This is a genomic window from Enterococcus sp. AZ140 (assembly GCF_051714405.1).
In the GTDB taxonomy this organism is placed as follows: domain Bacteria; phylum Bacillota; class Bacilli; order Lactobacillales; family Enterococcaceae; genus Enterococcus_B; species Enterococcus_B pernyi.
Genome location: NZ_JBIORU010000001.1, coordinates 2449333 through 2473104 on the forward strand (window position 1 = coordinate 2449333; position 23772 = coordinate 2473104).

The 23772-nt window shown below is 39.4% G+C and carries 21 protein-coding genes and 1 tRNA gene; 3 read left to right on the forward strand and 19 right to left on the reverse strand.

The features are described 5' to 3' along the window. Nucleotides 1–290: 290 nt before the first annotated feature. From IGJ39_RS11200 to IGJ39_RS11220, 5 genes are all read right to left on the reverse strand, one after another. Nucleotides 291–1691 (reverse strand): glycoside hydrolase family 43 protein, encoded by a 1401-nt coding sequence (locus IGJ39_RS11200; RefSeq protein ID WP_438764742.1) that lies wholly within the window; start codon nt 1689–1691, stop codon nt 291–293. 30 nt (nt 1692–1721) lie between these two features. After that, the gene (locus IGJ39_RS11205) at nt 1722–3515 is read right to left on the reverse strand and encodes a glycoside hydrolase family 2 protein (protein WP_438764744.1); all 1794 of its coding nucleotides are present in this window, start codon (nt 3513–3515) and stop codon (nt 1722–1724) included. Between the two features lie 20 nt (nt 3516–3535). Beyond that, nucleotides 3536–4369, reverse strand: a complete 834-nt coding sequence (locus tag IGJ39_RS11210; RefSeq protein ID WP_104871666.1) for a carbohydrate ABC transporter permease — start codon at nt 4367–4369, stop codon at nt 3536–3538. 11 nt (nt 4370–4380) lie between these two features. After that, on the reverse strand, nt 4381–5256 hold the full coding sequence (locus IGJ39_RS11215; protein WP_108144236.1) for a carbohydrate ABC transporter permease: 876 nt from the start codon (nt 5254–5256) through the stop codon (nt 4381–4383). Nucleotides 5257–5414: 158 nt separating this feature from the next. Then, complete coding sequence (locus tag IGJ39_RS11220; protein WP_438764747.1) at nt 5415–6656, reverse strand: ABC transporter substrate-binding protein; 1242 nt, start codon at nt 6654–6656, stop codon at nt 5415–5417. Nucleotides 6657–6901: 245 nt separating this feature from the next. Here IGJ39_RS11220 and IGJ39_RS11225 point away from each other — a divergent pair, with 245 nt between their 5' ends. Beyond that, the gene (locus IGJ39_RS11225) at nt 6902–7810 is read left to right on the forward strand and encodes an ArsR/SmtB family transcription factor (RefSeq protein WP_010734611.1); all 909 of its coding nucleotides are present in this window, start codon (nt 6902–6904) and stop codon (nt 7808–7810) included. A gap of 579 nt (nt 7811–8389) precedes the next feature. Here the strand turns inward: IGJ39_RS11225 and IGJ39_RS11230 are convergent. The 5 genes from IGJ39_RS11230 to IGJ39_RS11250 all read right to left on the reverse strand — a co-directional run bounded on the left by IGJ39_RS11230 (nt 8390) and on the right by IGJ39_RS11250 (nt 13412). Continuing rightward, the gene (locus tag IGJ39_RS11230) at nt 8390–9550 is read right to left on the reverse strand and encodes a MalY/PatB family protein (RefSeq protein WP_438764749.1); all 1161 of its coding nucleotides are present in this window, start codon (nt 9548–9550) and stop codon (nt 8390–8392) included. Between the two features lie 19 nt (nt 9551–9569). After that, nucleotides 9570–11138 carry a maltose/glucose-specific PTS transporter subunit IIBC gene (gene malX, locus IGJ39_RS11235; RefSeq protein WP_066025789.1) on the reverse strand — a complete coding sequence of 523 codons (1569 nt, stop codon included), beginning with the start codon at nt 11136–11138 and terminating at the stop codon, nt 9570–9572. Nucleotides 11139–11228: 90 nt separating this feature from the next. Further along, nucleotides 11229–12020, reverse strand: coding sequence for a MurR/RpiR family transcriptional regulator (locus IGJ39_RS11240; protein ID WP_438764751.1), 792 nt, complete (start codon nt 12018–12020; stop codon nt 11229–11231). Between the two features lie 152 nt (nt 12021–12172). Next, nucleotides 12173–12883, reverse strand: coding sequence for a glucosamine-6-phosphate deaminase (locus IGJ39_RS11245; RefSeq protein WP_438764753.1), 711 nt, complete (start codon nt 12881–12883; stop codon nt 12173–12175). Between the two features lie 456 nt (nt 12884–13339). Then, nucleotides 13340–13412 (reverse strand) — tRNA-Thr (locus IGJ39_RS11250). Nucleotides 13413–13532: 120 nt separating this feature from the next. On the opposite strand from IGJ39_RS11250, the gene IGJ39_RS11255 reads away from it, so the two are divergent. After that, nucleotides 13533–13775 carry a hypothetical protein gene (locus tag IGJ39_RS11255; protein WP_019723878.1) on the forward strand — a complete coding sequence of 81 codons (243 nt, stop codon included), beginning with the start codon at nt 13533–13535 and terminating at the stop codon, nt 13773–13775. 202 nt (nt 13776–13977) lie between these two features. Here IGJ39_RS11255 and tnpA read toward each other — a convergent pair whose 3' ends face one another. From tnpA to IGJ39_RS11295, 8 genes are all read right to left on the reverse strand, one after another. Then, on the reverse strand, nt 13978–14433 hold the full coding sequence (gene tnpA / locus IGJ39_RS11260) for an IS200/IS605 family transposase (protein WP_100917284.1): 456 nt from the start codon (nt 14431–14433) through the stop codon (nt 13978–13980). A 204-nt stretch (nt 14434–14637) separates the two neighbouring features. Next, nucleotides 14638–15267, reverse strand: coding sequence for a uracil phosphoribosyltransferase (gene upp / locus IGJ39_RS11265; RefSeq protein WP_010736621.1), 630 nt, complete (start codon nt 15265–15267; stop codon nt 14638–14640). 216 nt (nt 15268–15483) lie between these two features. Next, the gene (locus tag IGJ39_RS11270; RefSeq protein WP_108144246.1) at nt 15484–16425 is read right to left on the reverse strand and encodes an alpha/beta hydrolase; all 942 of its coding nucleotides are present in this window, start codon (nt 16423–16425) and stop codon (nt 15484–15486) included. A gap of 215 nt (nt 16426–16640) precedes the next feature. Then, a complete protein-coding gene (gene glyA, locus IGJ39_RS11275; RefSeq protein WP_066025793.1) occupies nt 16641–17885 on the reverse strand; it encodes a serine hydroxymethyltransferase in 1245 nt (414 codons plus the stop codon). Nucleotides 17886–18074: 189 nt separating this feature from the next. After that, nucleotides 18075–19100 (reverse strand): L-threonylcarbamoyladenylate synthase, encoded by a 1026-nt coding sequence (locus IGJ39_RS11280; RefSeq protein WP_438764756.1) that lies wholly within the window; start codon nt 19098–19100, stop codon nt 18075–18077. A 192-nt stretch (nt 19101–19292) separates the two neighbouring features. Then, nucleotides 19293–20129 carry a peptide chain release factor N(5)-glutamine methyltransferase gene (gene prmC / locus IGJ39_RS11285; RefSeq protein ID WP_438764758.1) on the reverse strand — a complete coding sequence of 279 codons (837 nt, stop codon included), beginning with the start codon at nt 20127–20129 and terminating at the stop codon, nt 19293–19295. Continuing rightward, complete coding sequence (gene prfA, locus IGJ39_RS11290) at nt 20122–21195, reverse strand: peptide chain release factor 1 (protein WP_065097036.1); 1074 nt, start codon at nt 21193–21195, stop codon at nt 20122–20124. Before prfA ends, prmC begins: the two co-directional genes overlap by 8 nt. Nucleotides 21196–21197: 2 nt before the next feature. Next, complete coding sequence (locus IGJ39_RS11295; RefSeq protein ID WP_010736627.1) at nt 21198–21782, reverse strand: thymidine kinase; 585 nt, start codon at nt 21780–21782, stop codon at nt 21198–21200. A gap of 178 nt (nt 21783–21960) precedes the next feature. On the opposite strand from IGJ39_RS11295, the gene IGJ39_RS11300 reads away from it, so the two are divergent. Further along, nucleotides 21961–22560, forward strand: a complete 600-nt coding sequence (locus IGJ39_RS11300; RefSeq protein WP_438764761.1) for a class I SAM-dependent methyltransferase — start codon at nt 21961–21963, stop codon at nt 22558–22560. Between the two features lie 123 nt (nt 22561–22683). Here the strand turns inward: IGJ39_RS11300 and IGJ39_RS11305 are convergent, their stop codons facing one another. Beyond that, a complete protein-coding gene (locus IGJ39_RS11305) occupies nt 22684–23649 on the reverse strand; it encodes a peptidylprolyl isomerase (RefSeq protein WP_065097033.1) in 966 nt (321 codons plus the stop codon). Nucleotides 23650–23772 lie beyond the last annotated feature (123 nt).

A 23772-nucleotide genomic window follows, 5' to 3' on the forward strand; every position in this document is an offset into this window, starting at 1 on the left:
AAAAAGAGCTCACTTCTGTTTCTGTCATTTATTCGGCTTTAAGGTGAAAGACAAAAGTTAATTTTGCTTTTGTTTCAGATCAACCAATCATTCTAAGATTTCTCTTTACATCGTTTGACAAAGAATTCAACTTATTTATACAACTAATGTAAAAAAGACTATAAACAAAACTCTAGCTTTAAGAGTTTGTCTACAGCCTAAGACTCATGATAGATCATATAAAGACAAACTAGTATGAACCAAATGAGTGGCACCAATCGTTGTTAGTTGGAAGAATTCCTCAATATTCTTTATTTTACGATTTCTAAACGATCAATACTCAGGGTATCAACCCCAATTTCGGACGAAATCATGATTTCCTGCTCTCCCTTTGGTAATTTCATACGGACTTGTAGCGGTTGGTAATATTCGGAAGGATACACATCCACCAACTGACTTGCTTGTTTCGTTTCGATCTTGATCCGGATCGGTTCATTCATGATAAGAGGATCGTTCGTTTTGACATAGACAATCACTAGAGATTCAGTTGCTTTCTCGATCTGCGGGGTAAAAATAATTTTGTCAGTAATTGACTCAAATCCTTGTACGATTTTCTTAGAGAGTGCCGCATCATCCTCGACAATCGCTAAATCACCTTCAAGCAACGCACGACTGGCGGGTAATCTCATCCGATTCGGCTCAGCTTTTGGCAACGATTGAACGCGCCATTCATCCAAGGGCGGTTCCAGCAGGATCTTATCCTCTTGATCCCAACCAAACTTTTGCAAGCGGATCGAACGTTCCCAACCGGAATGATCCCATCGAGCAGCGTGATAAATCATCCAGTCTTCAGAGCCATCTTTTGATTTAGCAAATCCATTATGCCCGGGTCCATAGACAGTGTTTGTCTGTTGGAAAATTGGCTCTGGTTTCTTTTGCCAATTGGCTTTTTCTAGCGGATCATCAGCTACATCTAGGGTCATAAGACCTAGCGCGTAATCGTTGTCCCAGCTCCCACTCGCAGAGTATACCAAATTGACTGTCTTATCTTTGATGATCACTTGAGGGGCTTCATTGATCAATGGCGTTTGACGCATTTCCCATTCATATTCTGGTTTTGAAATAAGCCGTTTTTCACCAACTACTTCCGTAGGAGAAACCATCTCCGCTAAATAAAGATTTTGAGCAATATTTTCATATCCTTCCCAACCAGACCAAAGAAAATAGCGTTTGTCACTTATCTCTAAGACGGTGCCATCAATCGCAAATTTATCATCCATCCCTTTGATCTCTTCCAATTGCCACTCCCCCATGTATGGGTCTGTTTGATGATTAACTAACGCAAACATTCGGTGAGTTTCTGAAGGGCGATTCGCTGCAAAATACATCACCCAACGGTCATCTAAGTAATGGAGCTCAGGTGCCCAGATGCTTTCAAATTCTTCTGGCATTTCCCAGATGATCTTTTTTTCACCGGTTGCCACGAGAGAGAGGTTTTCAGCACGCCATAGCGTTAAATTATTCCCAGTCGTTTTGGTATAATAAAAGTAAGACTCCGTTTGCAAGATCCAAGGATCCGCTCCATCATTATCGATAATAGAAGTAAAATCGGACACTTCTTCCCCCGTGTCAGTTCCAGCCCCACAACCTGTTATCACAAACGCAGCAAACAGGACACTTACACTACTGAGCCAAGCCACTGATCTTCCCATAGGGCATCGCCCCTTTCCACAACAATCGGATTATTCCACCTGCGTTGGATGGAACTGATCATTGATTTCTTTAATAGCAGCTAAATCAACTTTCGGTTGTCGGTCATAAGTCAGTAACCCATTGATTTCTTGCTCGACATCTGTCAATTGGGTATAGCAATAACCCCAAAGCCCAACAGAATCATAAACAGCCGTCATTATCCGCTGATAATCCTTCAAGAAATCTTGTTTATTCTCCACTGAGGTATAACCCCAACCTGGTTGCCCAGAAACATCAAAGCCAATACCGCCAAACTCGGTTAATAAAATAGGCTGATCCTGATAAGAAAATCCTCCAGCGAAAATTGGCCATGGTGTTGATACTCGATTCACCAATTTTTCTCTCGTGCTGAGACTGTCTTTAAAGTACAGATATTTTTGTCGTTCGGATTCTTGTCCATGAGCATAATTATGGATCGCACAAATATCTGTCTCCGTCATCGCCCAACCATCATTTGAAATAACCAATCGTTGCTGGTCTAGTGAATGGATAAAGTGATACATTGCTTGAGAAAAATGCTGTTGTTGGCGATCAAAAGAGATTTTTGGTACGCCCCAGCTCTCGTTGATCGGTACCCAAGTGACGATCGAAGGATGGCTATAGTCACGACTAATGATCTCTGCCCACTCCTGCATCAAGCGCGTCACAGAAAGGTCGGTATAAATCGCCGGTGCTGCACACTCGCCCCAAACCAGAAATCCCAATTTATCTGCCCAGTATAAAAAGCGCGGATCTTCTGTTTTTTGGTGTTTACGACAACCGTTAAAACCCATTTCTTTTGCTAATAAGATATCTTGTTTAAATGCCTCATCCGTAGGGGCAGTCAACAAGCCATTAGGCCAATAGCCTTGATCGAGAACCAACTTCTGATAGTAAGGTTTGTTATTTAAGTAGATCATGCCATTTTCTGTCTGTATTTTACGCATACCAAAATAACTTTTTAATTGATCGATCGCATTTCCCGCTTCTGTAAGAGTAAATTCCACATCGAATAATTGCGGATTTTCGGGCGTCCAAGACCAGCCCTCATGATGAAAATTGGTCCGAAAAATTTGTTGTTGAAAAATATCGACTGCAAAACTTAACTTAGAAGTCACAAACTCTGCAGCCCCACTGATGACTAAAGCACCTTTAAAATAGATTTGATACTCTAACACTAATTGTGGCTTTAACTGATTCAATTCAACATCGATCATCACGGCGCCAGCATCAAAATCACTAGTAAATTTCACTTGTTGCAAGTGGGTCGCAGCAACTACTTCTAGCCAGACCGGCTGCCAGATCCCCGTTGAGTTTGTGTACCAGATCCCTGCTGATTCTTCTTCCCAAAATTGTTTACCACGTGGGATGCTTTCATCAAAATGTGGATCGAATGCTCGTACACTTAGTATCTGTTCTTCTCCCGCCACAAGAGCATCCGTAATGTCGATATCAAAAGAGGTATGCCCTCCGCAATGATTTTTCACATGATGTCCATTGACAAATACATCTGCCTCATAGTCCACTGCACCAAAATGCAAAAGGACACGGCTTTTTTCAGGAACCTGTACATTGAAGGTCCGATAATACCATACAACATCATGAACTTCTCTCTGATCAATGCCACTTAATGCACTTTGATAGACAAAAGGAACATTGATCTTGTAAGCATAATTTGCTTCATTTGTGTACCACTTTTCTTTCAAGCCAAGATTTTGGTCATCAAAGGCAAATTGCCATTCACCATTTAGGCTTAACCAATTCCCTCTCTCAAATTGCGGTCTCGGGTATTCTTCTCTAATCATATTTCCTCCAAAAAAACAAATTATTTTATACCACTTTGCAACGACATCGACGCCATAAAGCTCTTTTGCGCCACCAAATACAATAAAAAGGTAGGGATCAACGCCAAGATTGCACCAGCAGTTCCAATTCCTGGATAGGTCATGTATTGACCTTGCAGCAATTGCAGCCCCGGTGTGATCGGTAATTTATCAATATCGTTGATCACGATCGATGGCCACAAGAAGTCATTCCATGAGCCAGTAAAACTAAACAACGCAACCACAGTCAATACAGGTTTGATCAGCGGTAAAATGATATAATAAAAAATTTGAAACTCGTTTGCCCCATCAATCACAGCCGATTCATCCAATTCTTTGGGAATTCCTAAAATGAACTGTCGAACGAGGAAAATGTTATAAACACCTGCTGCTCCAGGTACGATGACTGCTAGAAATGTATTTGTCCATCCTAGAGTATCAACGATTTTGAAGTTCGGGATCAAATTGACCACCCCGGGAAACATCATGGTTCCTAACAATAAAGCAAAAATAAAATCTCTTCCCTTAAAAGTGAGTCGTGTATAGCCATAGGCCGCAAACGAGACGATCACCATAACTAATAGGGTATGTGAAGTTGAAATAATCATGGAATTCACAAACCAGCGGAACACAGGAGAAGAATCATTGCCGTGTAACAAGCTCAAAAAGTTAGCAAGTGTCCAATCTTGTGGAATCAAACTGAACCCAACCTTTTGAATCTCTGCCTCTGATTTAAATGAGGTGAAAATTGCCCATATCAAAGGAAAGATCCAAATGACGCACACGATCGCTAGCAAAATAAAGGCAATCCTTTTCCCTAGTTTGTTTTCTCGCATCCTCTTCCCTCCTATCTTTCCATTTTTTTGATGACCAGAAATTGCACAATCGAAACTGCCATGATCACAAAACCTAGTAGAATGGCCATCGCTGAAGAAACGCCCGCAACCGAGGTGCTACTACCAAAGGCATTTTCTTGGATATACATCATCAACACGCGAGTGGAATTATTGGGTCCGCCTCCCGTCAACATTAGTGGCTGACCATAGATATTAAACTGAGCGATGGTCGTCATGACCGTTGTAAAGATGAGTTGGTTGCGAATACTAGGTAAAGAAATACGGAAAAATTTAGTAACACTATTCGCACCATCTAATTCCGCTGCTTCTAACTGTTCTTTTGAGACCCCATTTAATGCAGCCACATAAATAATCAGATTCCCACCTAATGTCCACCAAATCGTCACGATCAAAATAGCGATCCAAGCCCATGGTTGAGTGCCCACAAAATTGATATCGATGCCGAATACTTCTTTGATTGGTCCAAATGATTTACTCAAAAGAAAGCCCCAAATGATCATGACCGCAGAGATTGCAAATAATGTGGGCAAATAAAGAATCGATTGAAAAAAACGCATCAATTTTGGTTTAGTAGACAACGCAACTGCTAACAATAAAGGAATCGCGATACATAGTGGGACTGAGATTGCCGCAAAAAACAGGGTATTTTTCATTCCATTAAAAAATTGCGTATGATATAACGAGTCTTGATCAAATAAAATCGTTTTAAAATTATCAAATCCGATAAAAATCGGCGTACTGAACAAATCCCATTCAGTAAAAGAAACATAAATCCCAATAACTGCAGGAACTAAAAAGAATAAAAGAAAAAGGAGCATATGCGGACCAATAAAAACGACTGGCCAGGCATTTAATCTTTTTTTCATCAATACACATCCTTCTCTGTATTTCTAGTCAACCCTTCAACAAGAAACGACTGTGACAGCAATTTAGCCTACCCGTCAGAATTCCTAGCCCATAAAAAAACCGACTGAATTCTTTTTACGGTCATCCTTCCTTCTGCCACAGTCTCCAAGTGAGAATATTATTTCATCTTTTCTTCTACGACTTTTTGGATCTCACCAAAAGTTGTTTGGATATCTGCTTTTCCTGTGATCATATCCCATGAACGATTATCATATTCACTAAAGATATAAGACAAGCCATCAAGCGTATTGACAGAAATTGCCGCTTGTCCTTTTTCTGTTTTCAACAAGAATGATTGTGGCATCTCCACATATTCTTCATTGTCTAGCATTGCTAAAGAAGTTGGATTTGCGCCTGATTTGACCCACTCTAGTTGGTTTGCTTGTAACCAAGTGAGAAAGTCGATCATACCACTTTTCTTTTCATCCGAACGTTCTTGGCTCGTTTTAAGCATCGCAAACTGATCGACGCCTGAACCTTGAACGATATGTCCAGCATCCCATTGCGGCGTAAATGTCTGACCCCAAGTGAAGTCACTTATTCCTTCCATATTGCTTAGCATCCATGTTCCTTCTGGAAGAAAAATCAGCTGTTGGTTTGCAAAAAGTTTGTTTGCATCTTCGCCATCCGGGACCATATAGCCCGCATCATATAGCGTTTTAAACTCTTGGACGGCATTGTAAGAAATATCATTATCGATAGTGATGTTTCCTTGTGCATCTTGCCATTCTCCACCCATTTGCTGGTAAAGATTAGAATAATTCTGCATGCCCCATGTATAGCCAAAACTATAAATACCATCTGCTTTTGCTTTTTCCCCAGCCTGTCTGATTTCTTCATATGTCACTACGCCATCATCTAATGCTCCTGGAACATATTTATCCACCAAATCTTGGTTGTAATACATCACCCACGAACCCATCGTTGCTGGAATCCCGTATTGACTATCCTCCACCACACCAGTGTCCCATGCAGCTTCTACATAATTTCCACGTGTCAATTCAGTTCCTTCGATCATGTCATCCCAAGTCTCAAGCATCTCTTGGTTCTTATACGTGGGTAAAGCTTCCGATGCGATCAATGCTAAATCTGGGACGCCTTTGCCAGATTTTCCAGCAGTCGTCAACTTCGAAGTAAAGGTGTCACCTTGCATACTAACTAACTTTACTTTAAAGTCTGGATTTGTTTTATTGTATTGATCAACCGTTTTTTGGATTTTTTCACCGTCCGGTCCCGTCGTCGAAGACCAAAGCAAAATTTCCGAATCATTACTTGAACTACTACTTCCACCACAAGCAGCTAACAACACAGTACATAGTAAGCTTGTTCCAACTAAAACAATTAATTTTCTTACTTTCAATTTCCACACTCCTTTATTTAACTAAAAAGTAAAATGATACCTAATTATCAATAAACATAATTGTTAGACCATCGTCTATCAATGTTTACACCGTAAAGTTACTATAAAAATAAAGCGCTGTCAATATTATTTTAACAAGCTTATTACGGTAAATTCCATCATTTTACAATTTTGTAAATCCAAAAGCATGTGATATAATTAATCCATCTTTTCATTAAACTAATTAGTATAACGAGGTGATAGCTATGGAATTGGATTTAACGAAAGCATCTTTACCGATCTACGAAGCACTCGCAAATGAAACTCGCTTAGCGATTTTAAGAGAATTAGGAGATAGTAAGAAAAGCATCAGTGAAATTGGGCAAAAATTAGCGATCAGCAATGCTTTGATGACAAAGCACATCCGAAAACTTGAACAAGCACAGTTGATCAAAACAGAAAAAGGATCGGGGCAAGACTGGAAGAAAAAATACTTATCTCTAAAAACTGATTTCATCAATATCAATTTCCCGGCAAAAGTGTTTCCACAAATGAATTTAACCTCCCAATCAGTGAAAATAGGCCACTTTACCGATTTTGAAGCTAAGCCTTCCTGCGGTATGGCGACGAAAGATCGATTGATTGGCGCATTAGACGACCCTAAGTCTTTTCTTGACCAAGATCGTGTTGATGCGAGTATCATCTGGCTAAATAATGGGTTTCTAGAATACAAAATTCCAAATCCTTTGAAAACTGGTGAAAAAATCGAGTTACTGGAGATCAGCATGGAAATCGCTTCTGAGTTCCCAATTTCTAATAACTATTGGCCAAGTGATCTTTCATTTTACTTAAACAACCACTGCATTGGTAAATACACCATTCCAGGGAACTTTTCAGATGTTAGAGGTTCCTTGACTCCGAAATGGTGGATCGATGAATTTAGTCAATATGGATTACTTAAGCATTTACGCATCAATCGCTATGACACTTCCCTCGACGGAGAGAAATTAACAGATCACAACCTTAATGAAATCGACTTAGATCATAGTGACTTCTTCACCTTTAAAATTGCTGCGCCTGCTACTGCTGAAAATGCTGGTGGTTTGACTATCTTCGGCGATCGCTGGGGGAACTATCCTCAAGATTTATTGTTTAATTTTTACGTATCTGAATGACCTATTTTTTCTTTATCCAACAAAAAAAGGACTCAGCAAAGGGATCAGAACTGACCTAATAAGCCGAGATAAAATAAAAAAAGTACCTACTTATTAAATGCCTATTAACGAAGAAACGTGTCTGGGACATTATTCCTCTTGCACCACCTAAACCGAATAAACGGTTAATTAAAAGAATGGACTTCTTTCAGAAGAATGTAGATGATCTCTCCTAGCCAATTCTATTGCTTGAAACGACCAATGCTTGGCAAGCCTTTCAAATATTCCACTCATTTTATGTTCTTTTAAGAACAGAAACAGGACTTCTTGTTTGGGTTCAAGAAGTCCTGAATTTTTTTATAAATCTAGCTCCTCTTTTAGGTAACGACTTCTTTGTTCTAGTTTCTTTATTTCATAATGGATGCCAAAAAGTGCGCTCCTTTTTTTAGAAAACGCACTTTCTCCGTATTTTTTCAACTTCTTGAATCTATAGATATAAGCTATTCCCGTGAACTTCTTAACATAAGCCAGATACTCGTTTACCTTTAACTTTTTATCTCGTTTATTATACTAAGTTCCATTTATTTGTTAATATCCTATCTACCCCAAACTCTCCGTCAATCGCCGCAATCCTTCTTCCAATTTCTTCCGTGGACATCCCACATTCAAACGTAAAAAATTGCGACTGGTTTCTCCATACACTTCGCCAGACATGATTGCAACCTTGCCTCGTTCGATCATGCGTTGTTGAAGCTGTTCCATACTGAATGGTACTTGCGAACAATCGAGCCACATCAAGTAGGTGGCTTCGCTTTTTGTTACGATGATTTCTGGATGATGTTGTTTAAGGTACGCAGTGACAAAAGCAATATTATCATCAATGTACTGATTGAGTTCACTGACCCAGTTGCTTTCTTTTTCATACGCCGAAATCGTAGCAACTAATCCAAAAACACTCGTGGAACCGAGGCCATCAGCTTCTTTCATCTGTTGCAAAAACCGCTGCCGCAAGGACGAATCTGGAATCAATCCGTAAGAAAAAATCAATCCAGGAAAATTAAATGTTTTACTTCCTGAAGTAACGACAGCGACATTTTTTTGGATCAATTCCGTCAGTGGTCGATGCTGTTGCCCTTTTCTTAGAATATCCATGTGGATCTCATCCGAAATAATGAACACCTCGTTTTTTTGGGCAAGCTCGATGATGTTTACTAATTCTTTTTTGGTCCACACTCTACCTGTTGGATTGTGGGGACTACACAATAACAAAATTTTATTCTCCGGTTGCTCAAATTGGCGCCTCAAGTCCTCAAAATCCAATTGATAGGCACCTTCTTGATAAATCAATTCATTGCTTACCAGTTTGCGTCCATTCCCAGCAATCAGTTTATAAAAGGCATCATAAGCAGGCGTTTGGATAATCACACCTTCTCCCGATTCACTTAATAAACAAATCAGTTGCTTGATGCTATAGATGACGGAAGGACTGTAAACTAACCAGTCTTCGTCGATCTGGTGTCCAAAACGTTCTTTGTACCAGTGAGTGACTGCTGATTTGAAATCCGTGTGATTCCAACGAGTATAGCCAAAAATTGGATGTCTTAACCTTTCTTGGAGCGCAGCTTCGACGCCTGTTGGTACTTTAAAATCTGTATCAGAAATCGTAAATGGCAAGAGATCACTTTTACCAAAGCGATCTTCAATATAATCCCATTGCGTACAATATGTCCCTTTACGATCGATTTGTTCATTGAAAGACATCTTCTACACTCTCCCGATTTCAGAACGACAAGATGTCATCCAGTTGATTTCTAACAGTCGTCACTTTTGTTCCTATAATGACTTGAACATTCGTATCATCCAAATGGACCACGCCTAATGCACCTAATTTTTTCAGTCGGTCATCATCAACGATCGATCCGTCATTCACTACTAACCTTAGACGCGTGATGCAATTATCTAAAGAAGTGATATTTTCAGCACCGCCTAAAGCAGCCAAGATTCCTCGTGCATCAACTGTACCTTTTCCTTTATATGTTACTTCTTCGTCTGTATATTCTGTCTCAGCAGTCATTTCTTCACGTCCAGGGGTCTTTAAGTTTTTGCGTAAAATCACCGTTTTAAATGTAAAGTAATAGATACCAAACCAACAGGCACCCACAAGTAAAACCAACCACCATTTAGTATAAGTCCCTTGCATGACCCCGAAAATAATAAAATCTAAGATACCGCCATCGGTATTCCCGATCGTTACGCCCAACAAACTCATGACCATAAATCCGGCACCAGTCATCAACACATGGAATCCCCATAAGAGAGGACTGACAAATAAGAAGAGAAATTCGATTGGTTCAGTGATCCCTGTTACAAAAGTCGCAATCACACCTGAAATCAATAATCCTTTGATTTTTGCACGATTCTCTGGCTTTGCGGTTTGATATATCGCTAAAGCCGCTGCGGGAAGACCAAACATGAATGTCGGCATTTTACCTTGTGAAAGAAAAGCAGTGGCGCTAGGTGAAATCGCCAATCCTTGTTGCAATTCATTATAAAAAATATTTAGTGCGCCAAAGACTTCTTGCCCATTGATGACCTGACTTCCTCCAGCTTCTGTAAACCGGATCATCGATACTAAAATATGATGTAAGCCAAATGGCAATAAGAGCCGTTCTCCAGAACCGAATAAGAATGGCCCAAATGCACCAGAACGTTGGATCAAATTTCCGATTCCAGTGATCAACATGGCAAAAAGTGGCCAAACCATCGGAATCAACACGCCAACAATTGCTAAAGTTACTGAAGTAATGATGGGTACAAAACGTGTCCCTGAAAAGAAGGCAAAACTATCTGGTAATTGGAATTGATAAAATCGCGTATGGAGCTGATAAACGATCAGCCCGACAATGATCCCTCCCAGAACACCCATAGATAATGTTTGGATACCAAAAACCATTTCTTGACCAGCTTCACGTAATTGTTCACTTGCTGCCAGTTGATTCGTTTCTTGCAAATAAAAATTGATCGATAATTGCATCACTACATACCCAACAAATCCTGAAAAAGCAGCCACGCCTTTTTCTTTACGTGCTAAGCCTAAAGGTATCGCCATGGCAAACATCACTGGTAAATAGCTAAAAGCAAAGCCACCAATCGTCGACATAAAGCGAAACATCACTTGTAACCAAGCAGCACCTAAAAATGGAAAAGCAGTAATTGCTGATTCAGCGGAGAACGCACTCCCAATCCCTAAGAACAATCCCATGAAAGCTAACAGTGCGACTGGTAACATGAACGTTTTGCCTAACCCTTGAAAAATCTCCATCCAACTTGCTTTCTTCCCTTTTTGCATCCCTGTTCCCCCTTACTCTATTTCTTACCCTTAAAATGTAAGCGATGACAAAGGCGGTTGCAATACTTTCTGTCCATGTAGAATGGGCATTCATAAATTAGAATCTCCATTCTGAGAAATGACTTGTTTCGCATAATGGATCATCAAAATATCTAACAAGATATCCATTGAAACTCTTGGACTCAAATCAATATTCTGATGATAGATCGTCAACATTTCTGCAATAAATGCGACCGTCGACAATTCTTCTAAAGAACTTGTCGGTTGACCAATAAAAGACAGCAGAGGAACATTTCGCTCCTTTAGTCGTTTAGCATAATCGAGCATTCCTAATGTTTCCCCACTATGACTAATAAAAATAGCAAGATCTCCTTCTCCTAGTTGTTTACTCACTGCTAGCAATTCGTCCCAATCGGTTGAATGCCCCACATTTTTACCAAGAAAATGCAATTTTCGATTCAGGGAAACAGCCACCGGGATACTTTGACCTACAGCAAACAGTTCAATACGTTGTGCTTCTTTAATCATATTGACTGCGCGATCGATTTGTTTCGGCTCGATTTTTTCTAACGTCTCTGTAAACTGACGAAGGATTTCATTGATCAATGGTTTGAATTCATCCGACACATCAGTGGAATCACTCGTTTCTTCTAACGACCGATAACTTTTGAGCGCAAACTTAAATTCTTGAAATCCTTTGAAGCCGAGTTTTTTCGCCATTCGAGTGATGGTCGATTGGCTGGTAAATGTTTCACTCGCTAATTCTTCGGCTGTCATGGAGGAAACTTTTCTTGATTGATGCAAACAATAATCTAAGATATTTTTTTCCACTTGATTTAATTCAGAAAATTTATATTGGATTCTCTTATAGAATTGATTCATCTCTTTCTCCTATTCTGGCAGTTTTTCGCCCATTCACATTCCGTTTTCCTATTATTGTACCCAAGAAAACAATAAAAAACGAGTGTTCATTAATAAACTAGAAATAAAAAATCCACTAAATCTAAAAAAAGATTTTCGTGGATTCTTATCTATTATTTTAGTAATTTTGCAGCTGCTTCATCTAAAATCACTGTGATATCGGGATGAGTCATCAAGATCGATGCAGGAATCTGCTCTGTTACTGGTCCTTCGATCACTTGTTTGATGATCTCTGCTTTATGCTCCCCGTTAACGATCAATACTAACTGTTTCGCTGCCATGACCGTCTTTGGCCCAAATGTCACAAAGTAATCACCAGGTTCTTCTCCCAGATGTTCTTTTAACGATTTATACATCTGATCTCCTGGAATGACTGGAATGCTATAAGTCTCCTTACTAAAGTCCGTATATCCAGGCATATTTCCACAAAAATGACCATCTTCCCCAAGCCCCATCAAAACTAGATCCAAGCCACCCGCTTGCGCCATTCGTTTATCCACATCTTGATAATTATCAATAGTCAGTTCATGGATATTCTCAGTAGCGACCCTGATAGGATCATAAAGGGCTTCTTTCAGTCCTGACATAGTCAGACCATACTGCTTGTCCTTTAATGCCACTTCATCAAAATTATAATAATGGATCATCGATGTATCCATCTGTAATTTACTAAGCGTCTCCACTAAAATCTCATAGGCCATCTTAGGCGAATTTCCTGTTGTCAAAGACAAATTCACTCGTTTTTTCTTCAACATTTTTCCCAGGACGATCCCCGCTGTCACTTCACTAAGCGTTTCATAATCTTTTGCAATCACTAAATCCATTGCTGTCCACTTCCTTTCACTCATTTAGTTAAAGTGTAACAGTGTCAGGATGTTTTTGATAGCGTTTTCTTATATGTGAAAAAAATTTCGAAATATAAACACTAGTTACTTTTCAAACTTCCTTAGTAATTTCAATGATTTCTCTTCCTTATAACACAAAAGAGTCTATCAAATAAATGACAGACTCTTTTGGTTAGGCGCACAGCAGCTCTTCTTTATGATTATCTAAATTTTATCACTAAAAAAATGACTGTCAACAAATTGTCGTGTATTCATAATTTTAACCTAATTGCAAAAAAGTAAAGATTGTAAGTGATTATTTTCAATCCTAGTCCAATATCTACTTGTTAATTATTTTTCCGTTTTTCAAAATCTCTGCCCACGAACTCCAAAAAAGCAAAAAAAATACCGTCAATATCTCGATATAAACCTTGATATGACGGCGTTTATCTAGTATGCCAGCTATAGGGATCGAACCTACGACCTACGCGTTACGAGTGCGTTGCTCTACCAACTGAGCTAAGCTGGCGTTTCCAAATGAAATTATAGTCGTTATGTTAGAAAATGTAAAGAGTAATCTGGAAGTTTTTTCTGCTTTCATGATTTTTTTCAACAAATGTGCTATAATTATAAATGAAAGGCAGGTTTTATGAAAATGGCAACTTTTGGAAAATTTGAAACAAAGGTCGAACCGTCAGAATTTGGAGAAAAATTTACCACTGATACACATGTTACCTTTATGATTCACGGAAAAACGCAAACCGGAACGATTTCCAAGCAATTGAAAAACTCTGCTGTTGTTGCAATTGATGAAACTAATGAGAATGCCGATTTGATGACCCAAAGTAAAGGCGTCGTCATTATCAATTACAAAGATATGAGTAAGATTTAGTTTTTTCAACCATCCATCAAGTGGATGGTTTTTATTTTGCCTGAATGAAATCATAACCACCCTTCAAAAGGGTGGTTTGCTCTAGGGCTATAAGCCCTTAACACCGGCCAGCGCCTAAAGACGCTGGCTTTCTCATTTCATGTTCAAGCCATATTGCCTTTGTCACTTTTGCCTACCTTTAAAAAGGTGTTTGTTCTACTCTTTAACCCTTAAAAGGGTCTTCATATTCTCGAACGCTCAATTTATCTAGCGCTATATCATGTTTCTCCTGTTCTTGAATGTATTTCCTTATGGTCGCTTCATTCAATCCCACAGTGCTTACATAATATCCTTCTGCCCAAAAATGTCGATTACCAAATTTATATTTTAAATTTGCATGCTTATCAAAAATCATCAATGCACTCTTTCCTTTAAGATAACCCATAAAACTTGACACACTGATTTTTGGCGGGATACTCAATAACAGATGGACGTGATCTGGCATCATATGTCCCTCCAAGATTTCTACTCCCTTGTACTTACATAGTCGTTTGATAATTTCTTGAATACTTGCTCGATATTGATTATAGATGATTTTTCTTCTATACTTTGGTGTGAATACAATGTGGTATTTGCACAACCACTTTGTATGGGCTAAACTATTTGCTTTATTAGCCATTTCTTTTCCCTTCCTTTCGTTATCAATATGACCTGAACAATCATATTTTAACGATAGGAAGGGCTTTTTGGTAGAACCTTTTATTCCCCACCCGCATAGCAGGTGGTTTTCTGTTTCACTCGCTTTGCGAGCTCAACTTGGTCTAAAGACAACAATAAAAAAAATCTGGGAAGATCCCAGATTTTTTTGTATAGCTGATTTTTCCTATTTAGTACCAAATAAACGGTCGCCAGCATCGCCTAGACCAGGAACGATATAGCCTTTGTCGTTTAATTTTTCATCTAATGAAGCAGTATAGATATCAATATCTGGATGTGCTTCTTGTAAGGCTTTAACACCTTCTGGAGCTGCAACAAGGCAAACAAATTTAATGTTTGAAGCGCCACGTGCTTTCAGAGCATCGATCGCCATGATCGCTGAGCCACCTGTCGCTAACATTGGATCAACTACGAATAATTGACGTGCGTCGATATCTTCCGGTAATTTAACGAAATACTCGTGCGGTGCCAATGTTTCTTCATCTCTGTATAATCCGATGTGGCCGACTTTAGCTGCTGGGATCAATTCTAAGATTCCGTCAACCATTCCAATACCTGCGCGCAAGATTGGGATAATGGCTACTTTTTTACCAGACAATGTTTTTTGTGTTGTTTCTGTGATCGGTGTTTCGATGACAATGTCTTCAAGTGGCATATCACGTGATACTTCATATGCCATCAGCATAGCGATTTCATCAACAACCTCACGGAAAACTTTTGTACCACAATTTTTGTCGCGAATAATCGTTAATTTGTGTTGGATCAATGGATGGTCGATTACTTGAAATTTGCCCATTTTTTTGTCTCCTTTTTCTCTCGTTTCTTTTTAATTGTAAAACAAAATCACTGACTTGACTAGTCTAACCCGTCATTTTCCTAAAGAAAATCAAAGAAATAAAAAAACAAAGCGGTGTTCTTTTTAAAATCAGCAAAAAATAACAAAAACGCCTGAAAATCAGACGTTTTTTGTTATTTTTCTACTTTATTGATGGATAAAGATGACAAAAAACAACTAGTTTTTTAGCCATTCTGTGGAAAGAGTCATTGCTGCTCGTGTCGCATTGGTTTGGTCCATCGCATTTACCATGACGAAATCATGGATGATCCCTTGGAAACGTACTTGCGTAACTTCCACACCAGCTTCACGAAGTTTTCTAGCATATGCTTCTCCTTCATCTCTTAACACGTCTGCTTCACCAGTCAAGACCATTGCAGGGGGTAAACCTGTCAATTCTTCTTCACTTGCACGCAAAGGTGAGGCAGTGATTTCTGCTCGTTTCTTTTCATCTGTCGTATACTGATCCCAGAACCATTGCATCCCTTCTTTTGTTAAGAAGTAATTCTCTGCAAATTGGTTATAAGAATCTGTATCGAAATTTGCATCAGTTACAGGATAATATAGTAATTGTTTTTTGATTGGTAATCCTTGACGTTGCTTTGTAAGAATCGTCATCACCGTTGCCATGTTCCCACCTACGGAATCCCCTGCGACTGTCAAGTTCTCAAGATCCAAGCCTTTCGACTCAGAAAGCTCCGCAAGTTTTTGCAAAATCGCGTAGTTTTGCTCGATGGCAGTAGGATATTTTGCTTCTGGCGAACGACTATACTCAGGAAAAATCACGATCGAATTTGTACGAACAGCCAATTCCCGAATCAATTTGTCATGTGTTTTGGCACTGCCAAATACCCAACCAGCACCATGTATATAAAAAATGACAGGTAATTTTTCTACATTTCCTTCAGGACGGATAAAACGCACATTGATTTGTCCCCAATCATTGGTATCCATTTTCAAATCCTCGATATCCACAGGTAATTTTTCCACAGAAGAACTTTGAACTTCTTCTAGAAGATCACGCCCTTCTTCCGGAGGTAATTCATAGATACGCGGGTGCGGTGCATTAGCATCACTAAACTCAATTGCTTCTTTTTCTAATGAAATTCGATCAGTCATACGGATTCCTCCCTAAATTGAATGCAACAAATAAAATTACACCTCATATACTAGAGAGCAACCAGACAAAAGTCAAAAAATCAGATTGAAAGAGGTTGTGAAAGAAGCGCTTTGACCTGAGCAGTAAGACAGAAAAAAGGTGAGCCAATCGAACATCTGCATGTTTGATCGACTCTCCTTTTCTGATTTCTAACATCTTTATTGTTTGATACGATTTATTTTTTATATAAAGGGAATTTTTCTGTTAATTCACGGACGCCTGCACGCACTTCTTCTAATTGAGCTTCGTCATCTTTTGCTTGTAGGGCTTTGACGATCAGTTCAGCGACTTTTGCTGCATCTTCTTCACGGAAGCCACGGGTCGTGATTGCTGGTGTCCCGATACGGATACCGCTTGTTTTGAATGGGCTTAGTGTTTCAAAAGGAATCGAGTTTTTATTGACGGTGATATGAACACTGTCCAAAATCGCTTCTGCTTCTTTTCCGTTCAATTCTAAGTCACGTACATCGATCAAAATCAAATGGTTATCTGTGGCACCTGAAATCACTCGGGTACCAATCGATTGATTGAATACTTTTGCCATGGCTTTTGCATTGGCAATGACTTGTTCGCTATATTCCTTAAATTCAGGAGTCAATGCTTCTTTAAATGCAGCAGCTTTTCCGGCAATCACATGCTCCAAGGGGCCACCTTGGATGCCTGGGAAGACTGCGCTATTGATTTTTTTCGCCAGCTCTTCATTGTTCGTTAAGATCATCCCACCACGAGGTCCTCGTAATGTTTTGTGAGTAGTAGTTGTTGTGATATCGGCATAAGGGATTGGGCTTGGATGGACACCCGCTGCAACTAAACCAGCAATGTGTGCCATATCGACCATCAATTTTGCCCCAACTTCGTCTGCGATTTCTCTGAATTTTGCAAAGTCGATCGTCCGACCATAGGCACTTGCTCCTGCTACGATCAATTTTGGTTGATGTTTTCTCGCTAAGATGCGTACGACATTATAATCAATGACTTCTGTTGACGGATCTACACCATAAGCAACGAAGTGATACGTTTTTCCACTAAAATTGACTGGAGAGCCATGTGTCAAATGTCCGCCAGCAGAAAGATCCATTCCTAAGATCGTATCCCCCGGTTCAACTAACGCAAGATATGCAGCTGTATTGGCTTGTGATCCAGAGTGTGGTTGAACATTGACAAAATCGGCACCAAATAATTCTTTGGCACGATCGATCGCCAGATTTTCAACGATATCCACAAATTCACACCCACCATAATAGCGACGTCCTGGATACCCTTCTGCGTACTTATTCGTTAAAATACTTCCTTGTGCCGCCATCACAGCTTCAGAGACAAAGTTTTCAGAAGCGATCAGCTCCAGATTGTTTTCTTGTCTTTCCTCTTCTTTTGCGATTGCTGCCCATAAATCAGGGTCAAACGTTTTGTAGTCTACCACAAACAACAACTCCTTATTTATTTATGTGTCAACTTCTTTAAATTTCAAATGATTGTTCAGTTTATTTGTCTTTTTTTGATGTTGACCAAACATTACTAGCTAAGAATACGAACATTATTTCTTAAATAGCTATTTTAGTTTGTTTCCTAGATTGTATCACAGAATGATTTTGCAGCAATCACTTCTGGATCATTTTTTATAATAATTTTGTCCTGCGGCTTTTTTCAAGCGATTCATATACGCAATGCCTAGACCTTCTTCAGGTGCGACTTGCACTAAAATCAAATCAAGCGCTAACCGCTCATCATCTAAGCCACGTAATCCTGCAAATAGTCCTTTTGTGGCAGCTTCTATCGAATCATCGTAATACATGTAAATTGCTGCGACATCCTTACGTACCTGATCAGCAATTGTTGGTCCAGCTAAAACACCGGTACGTAGTTTTTGCTCTTTTGTCCAGATGATCGCCTCTGGCCAATCCGTTTTTTCGACCATCAGTACTCGAGTATCAGGTGAGTAATGTTTGTATTTCATCCCCGGAGATTTCGGTGTTTCAGATTCTTTGACCAAATGGCGGTCTGTCGCCACTGGACTTTCAATGACAGCTTCTAGTTGCTCTTTCGTGATTGCTCCTGGTCGTAAGATCATCGGCGGTGCAGATGGGTCACTCAAATCAAGTACCGTTGATTCTACACCGATCCTCGTCGCCCCATCGTCAATGATTCCTGTGATTTTTCCATTTAGATCATGAAAGACATGGTCTGCTGTTGTTGGACTTGGTTTACCTGAAGTGTTGGCACTTGGCCCGACAAGTGGTACACCTGCTAATTGGATTAATTCTAACGTTTTCTTGTTATCTGGCATGCGAAAAGCAGCTGTGGATAAACCACCAGTGACAATCCCTGGTAAACTACCTTTTTTGATGTGAAAAATCAAAGTCAGTGGCCCTGGCCAGAAGTTTTTCACAATTTGTTCTGTTAATGGGTGAAAGTTGTCCACATACTCTTTTACTTGTTCGAAGGAGGCGACATGGACAATCAATGGGTTGTCTTGTGGTCGACCTTTCACTGTAAAGACTTGTTTGACAGCCTCCGGTAAAAGGGCATTAGCTCCTAATCCATAGACAGTTTCCGTTGGAAAAGCCACTAGATTTCCTACTGCTAATTCCTTCGCAGCTTCATTCAATTGTGTTTCATCATATTTAATTGTTTCCACAGTCTATCCACATCCTCTTTTTTCAAAATCCTTGGTTTATTCCGTTTCTTTCAGTAGTTATACACAATTTGTTGATAACTAGTTTGTCAATAGTGGATAAGTATGTTGATAACTAAAATATTCGTTTTCATCCTTATCAAATCAGTGTTTTTTTATTATAAAAAAACAGAAAAAAATTTTTTCATCCACAAACTAATTGGTAACAAAAATCATCCGATCATTGCCTGCCATATCTTTTTTGATCAGTACTTTTTTTGTGGGAAAGGCTTGCTCCATGATTGCTTTGACAGCTGCCCCTTGTTGGAAACCGATCTCTAAAAAAAGTTGTCCATCGCTAGCTAGTAGTTGCGAAGCTTCCTTTGCGATTTTCTGATAGATCGCTAAACCATCTTCTTCAGCAAACAATGCCATCTTTGGTTCGTAAGTTCGTACGCTTTGATCCATCACCGACCATTCTGCTCGACTGATATAAGGGGGATTAGAAATAATTACATCAAAAGTTTGATCCATGACAGGTTCCAACGTATCGCCATGATAAAAGTTGATCGTCGTTTGTTCATGTTCTGCATTTTCCTTAGCGACAGCTAGTGCTTCTAAAGATAAATCAATTGCTGAGACCCGCCAATTTTTTCTAGCGGCTTTCAAGCTGATGGCGATTGCCCCTGTTCCTGTACCAATATCCACGACATTTAATGTTTCTTCGCTTGTTTCTGCCAAACATAGTGCGACTAATTCTTCGGTTTCTGGCCGAGGAATCAAGGTTGCTTCCGTGACTTTCAAGCGGTGATCAAAAAATTCAGCATAACCTAATAAATAATGGGGCGGATAATGTTGTACTAGTCGTTGCATATCTGCATCGATCATGGCTTGATCCTCGGTTGTGATTGGTTCATTCATTCGCATGAGCCAATCCAGTTTCGTCCACTGCTTTCGTTCAAGAAAGACAAACTGGATATTATACCCTTCTACTCCTTGTTCTTCTAAAAAAGAAGAAGCCCGTGTGAGGACTTCTCGATAGGTTTTATCCATTTTGCATCTCTTCCAACTTAGATGTTTGGTCGTACACGATCAATGCGTCGACGATCTCATCTAGTTTTCCAGCTAGAATCTGGTCCAATTTTTGGATCGTCAAGCCAATACGGTGGTCGGTCACGCGATTTTGAGGGAAGTTATATGTGCGGATACGCTCTGAACGATCTCCCGTCCCTACCGCAGATTTACGGTTCGCATCATATTCGCTTTGTGCTTCTTGTTGGATCTTGTCATAGACACGCGCACGTAAGACTTTCATCGCTTTCTCACGGTTTTTCAATTGTGAACGTTCATCTTGCATCGCCACCACGATTCCAGTTGGTAAGTGAGTCAAACGTACCGCAGATGCTGTCTTATTGACATGCTGTCCGCCGGCTCCAGATGCATGGTAGATATCGACACGGATATCTTTGTCAGCCAGATCGATTTCCACTTCTTCTGCTTCAGGCATGACAACGACGGTTGCCGTTGATGTATGGATACGCCCTTGAGATTCTGTTGAAGGGACACGTTGAACTCGATGTGCGCCACTTTCATATTTTAATTTCGAGTAGACATTTTCACCTGAGATCATCATGATGACTTCTTTATAGCCACCAATCCCTGTCACACTTGCTTCCAAAACTTCTGTCTTCCAGCCTTGACCCTCTGCATATCGTTGATACATTGAGAAAAGATCCCCTGCAAATAGTGCAGCTTCGTCGCCACCAGCGGCTCCGCGAATCTCCATGATAATGTTTTTGTCATCGTTTGGATCTTTTGGAAGTAACAAAATCTTGATTTTTTCTTCTAGTTCTTCTTTTTCTTTTTTCAAATCAGCTAATTCTTCTTTAGCCATCTCTGCCATTTCGTCGTCTAACTTTTCACCGAGTAATTCTTCTGTATCTTTGATCCCTTGAACAACTTCCTTGTAGCGACGATAAACTTCGACCGTTTCACGTGTATTTGCTTCTTCTTTTGAAAGCTGCATGAAACGTTTCGTATCTGAAATCACTTCTGGGTCACTCAGTAGTTCCCCAAGCTCTTCGTAACGGTCTTCGATTGATTGTAATTGATCGTACATGCTTAATCTCCTTCTGTGATCATCAATGGATGAAAATAGTGTTTTCGACATACGGGATAATAGGCTTCATTGCCACCAATTTGGACTTGATCTCCTTCGTACACCGGTGTTCCGTCTATATAATGTAAATTCATCATTGCTTTTTTATGGCAGAACCAACAGATCGTTTTCATTTCTTCGATTTTGTCTGCATAAAGCAATAAATATTTCGATCCTTCAAATAATTCATTTCTAAAATCATTTTTTAATCCGAACGCCATCACCGGAATATTGAGTTCATCAACGATTCTCGTGAATGCTAAGACATGTTCTTTTGTTAAGAACTGCGCTTCATCGATCAATACACAGAATGGTGGATGTTCCATCTGCTGGATGACTTCAAATACATCGGTCGTTTCAAAAATGGGAATTGCTTCACGTTTCAGCCCGATTCGGCTTGAAACTACGCCAACGCCATCTCTTGTATCGATTCCGCTGGTCATCAAAACAACCGGTTTGTTTTGTTCTTCATAATTATGTGCGACTTTTAAAATCTCGATTGTCTTGCCGCTGTTCATTGCGCCGTACTTAAAAAATAGTTGTGCCATGTCCTCATTCACCTTCCAGTTTGTTCCTATGGTATTATACTTGATTTTCAATCATTTTTACAGTGAGAATTTTCGAAGCGAGATTTCCCTAGTGTAAATGTTGGTATTTTCGTTATAAATCAATCAACTACCCGCACTTCTTTTGGTATAATCGAATGAAAAATAAAGGAGGGCACTTATGTCCGAAATATTCCACCAAATGGCGAACCATTATGACACCCCCGAACGAATCCAATTAGCTGCTACGATTCGTTCAGCTGTTGAAAAAGAATTTTCTGCACAGACTCATGACCAGAAATTGATCGATTACGGTGGGGGAACTGGTCTTGTCACGTTACCCTTTGCCTCACGTTTTAAAGAAGTGATCATTATAGATTCAGCCGCAGGAATGCTAGCGATGGCTGATAAAAAAATCAAAGAGGCAAAACAAGCAAATGTACGAACAATTGAATTGGATGCTACAAAGGATTTGCCAGCAGAGAAAGCCGACATCATCTTACTATCTTTAGTCTTGTTGCATATTCCAGAAACGAAAGTCATTTTAAAACAACTTTCGCAAATGCTTCATCCAAGCGGAAAACTTTATATCGTTGACTTCGATAAGAACGAAAAGATCCAACATCCAAAAGTCCATAATGGTTTTGACCACGAGGAGCTAAGAGAACAATTGAAGCTTGCTGGCTTTAAACCACGCTCAATCGAAACATTCCATCACGGAAAAAACTTGTTCATGAAACAAGATGCTTCTTTGTTTTTGGCTATAGCAATCAAAAAATAAGCATTTTCTATTTCTATAAAAAAACCTTTCATAAATACGCAAAACCCGAAAATAAAAAAATTATTCTCGGGTTTTTGATTATTTTAATTGAGTTCGTATTTGTTTAGTTCTTCCACTGATCAATTAGTTTGAACTATCTGTCGAAGTACTTGTCGAAGCTTCAGTTGAAGCATCGGTCGAACTTTCGCTTGTGGATGGTTCCGTCATCAAGCCACTTAATACGTTTTTGAAATCTTCATCTTTGATTTTTACATTTGCTTTTTTCAATTCATTACGCACAGCTTCTTGTTGGAATGTTGGATCTGCTATTTTTGTCTCTGTTGCTATTTTTTCTAATTCATCTTTATATTTCGACATATCATTGCCTTTTTCTTGTTGTTTGACCATTTTCACAAGATAATATTCCGTGGCGTTCGTAGAGGAATTAGTCGCTGTGATAACATCAGATACTTCCTCATTTTTAAGCTTGAACGCTGCTTGTTTGACTTCTGCTGGCACACTTGTAGATTGCGAGTCAAAGGTGATTTCTCCACCCTTTTCTTTTGTCGCTTCATCGGTCGATTTTTCTTTGGCGATTTTAGCAAAGTCGCCCCCTTCATCGAGTGACTTTTTGATTTCCTTGGCTTCATCTTCGCTACTTACTTTGATCAATTGTGCCTCTACTTCTGGATGGAAGTTTTCCCACGCTGTTTTAAGATCTTCATCCGTCAATTCAACATTCGCTCGTAAACCTGCTTTGTAAGCTAACCCTCTTTTTATTTCTTCTTTATAAGATTCAGTTGTATAGCCCGCTAATTTCAATTGCGAATCAAAAGAATCACCGAGTGCTTCTTTGCTAGCGTTGTATTCTTTATCTACATCTTCAGCCGTAATTTTGTCGCCGTAATTTTCTTCAAAAATCTGGAAGATGATCAAATCTTGGACAGCGGTCTCCGCGCCCTTGATTTTTTTCAAGTGGTCCACTAGTTCCTGCTCTGAGATGGTACCGCCTTTATACGTCACTGCAGCTTGATCTGACGGATTTGTTGAACATGCAGAAAACAAAACCAGTCCTGATGATACAGCTAATATTGAGATGAATTTTTTCATGCTGTCACTCCTATATATTTTAATAGTTATTTATATCTATGTGTCTTTCACTTTAGCCTTACTTTATGAACAAACTTTGAAAATAACGTGATTTTATAAAAAAATTATACTTGATCACTTGTT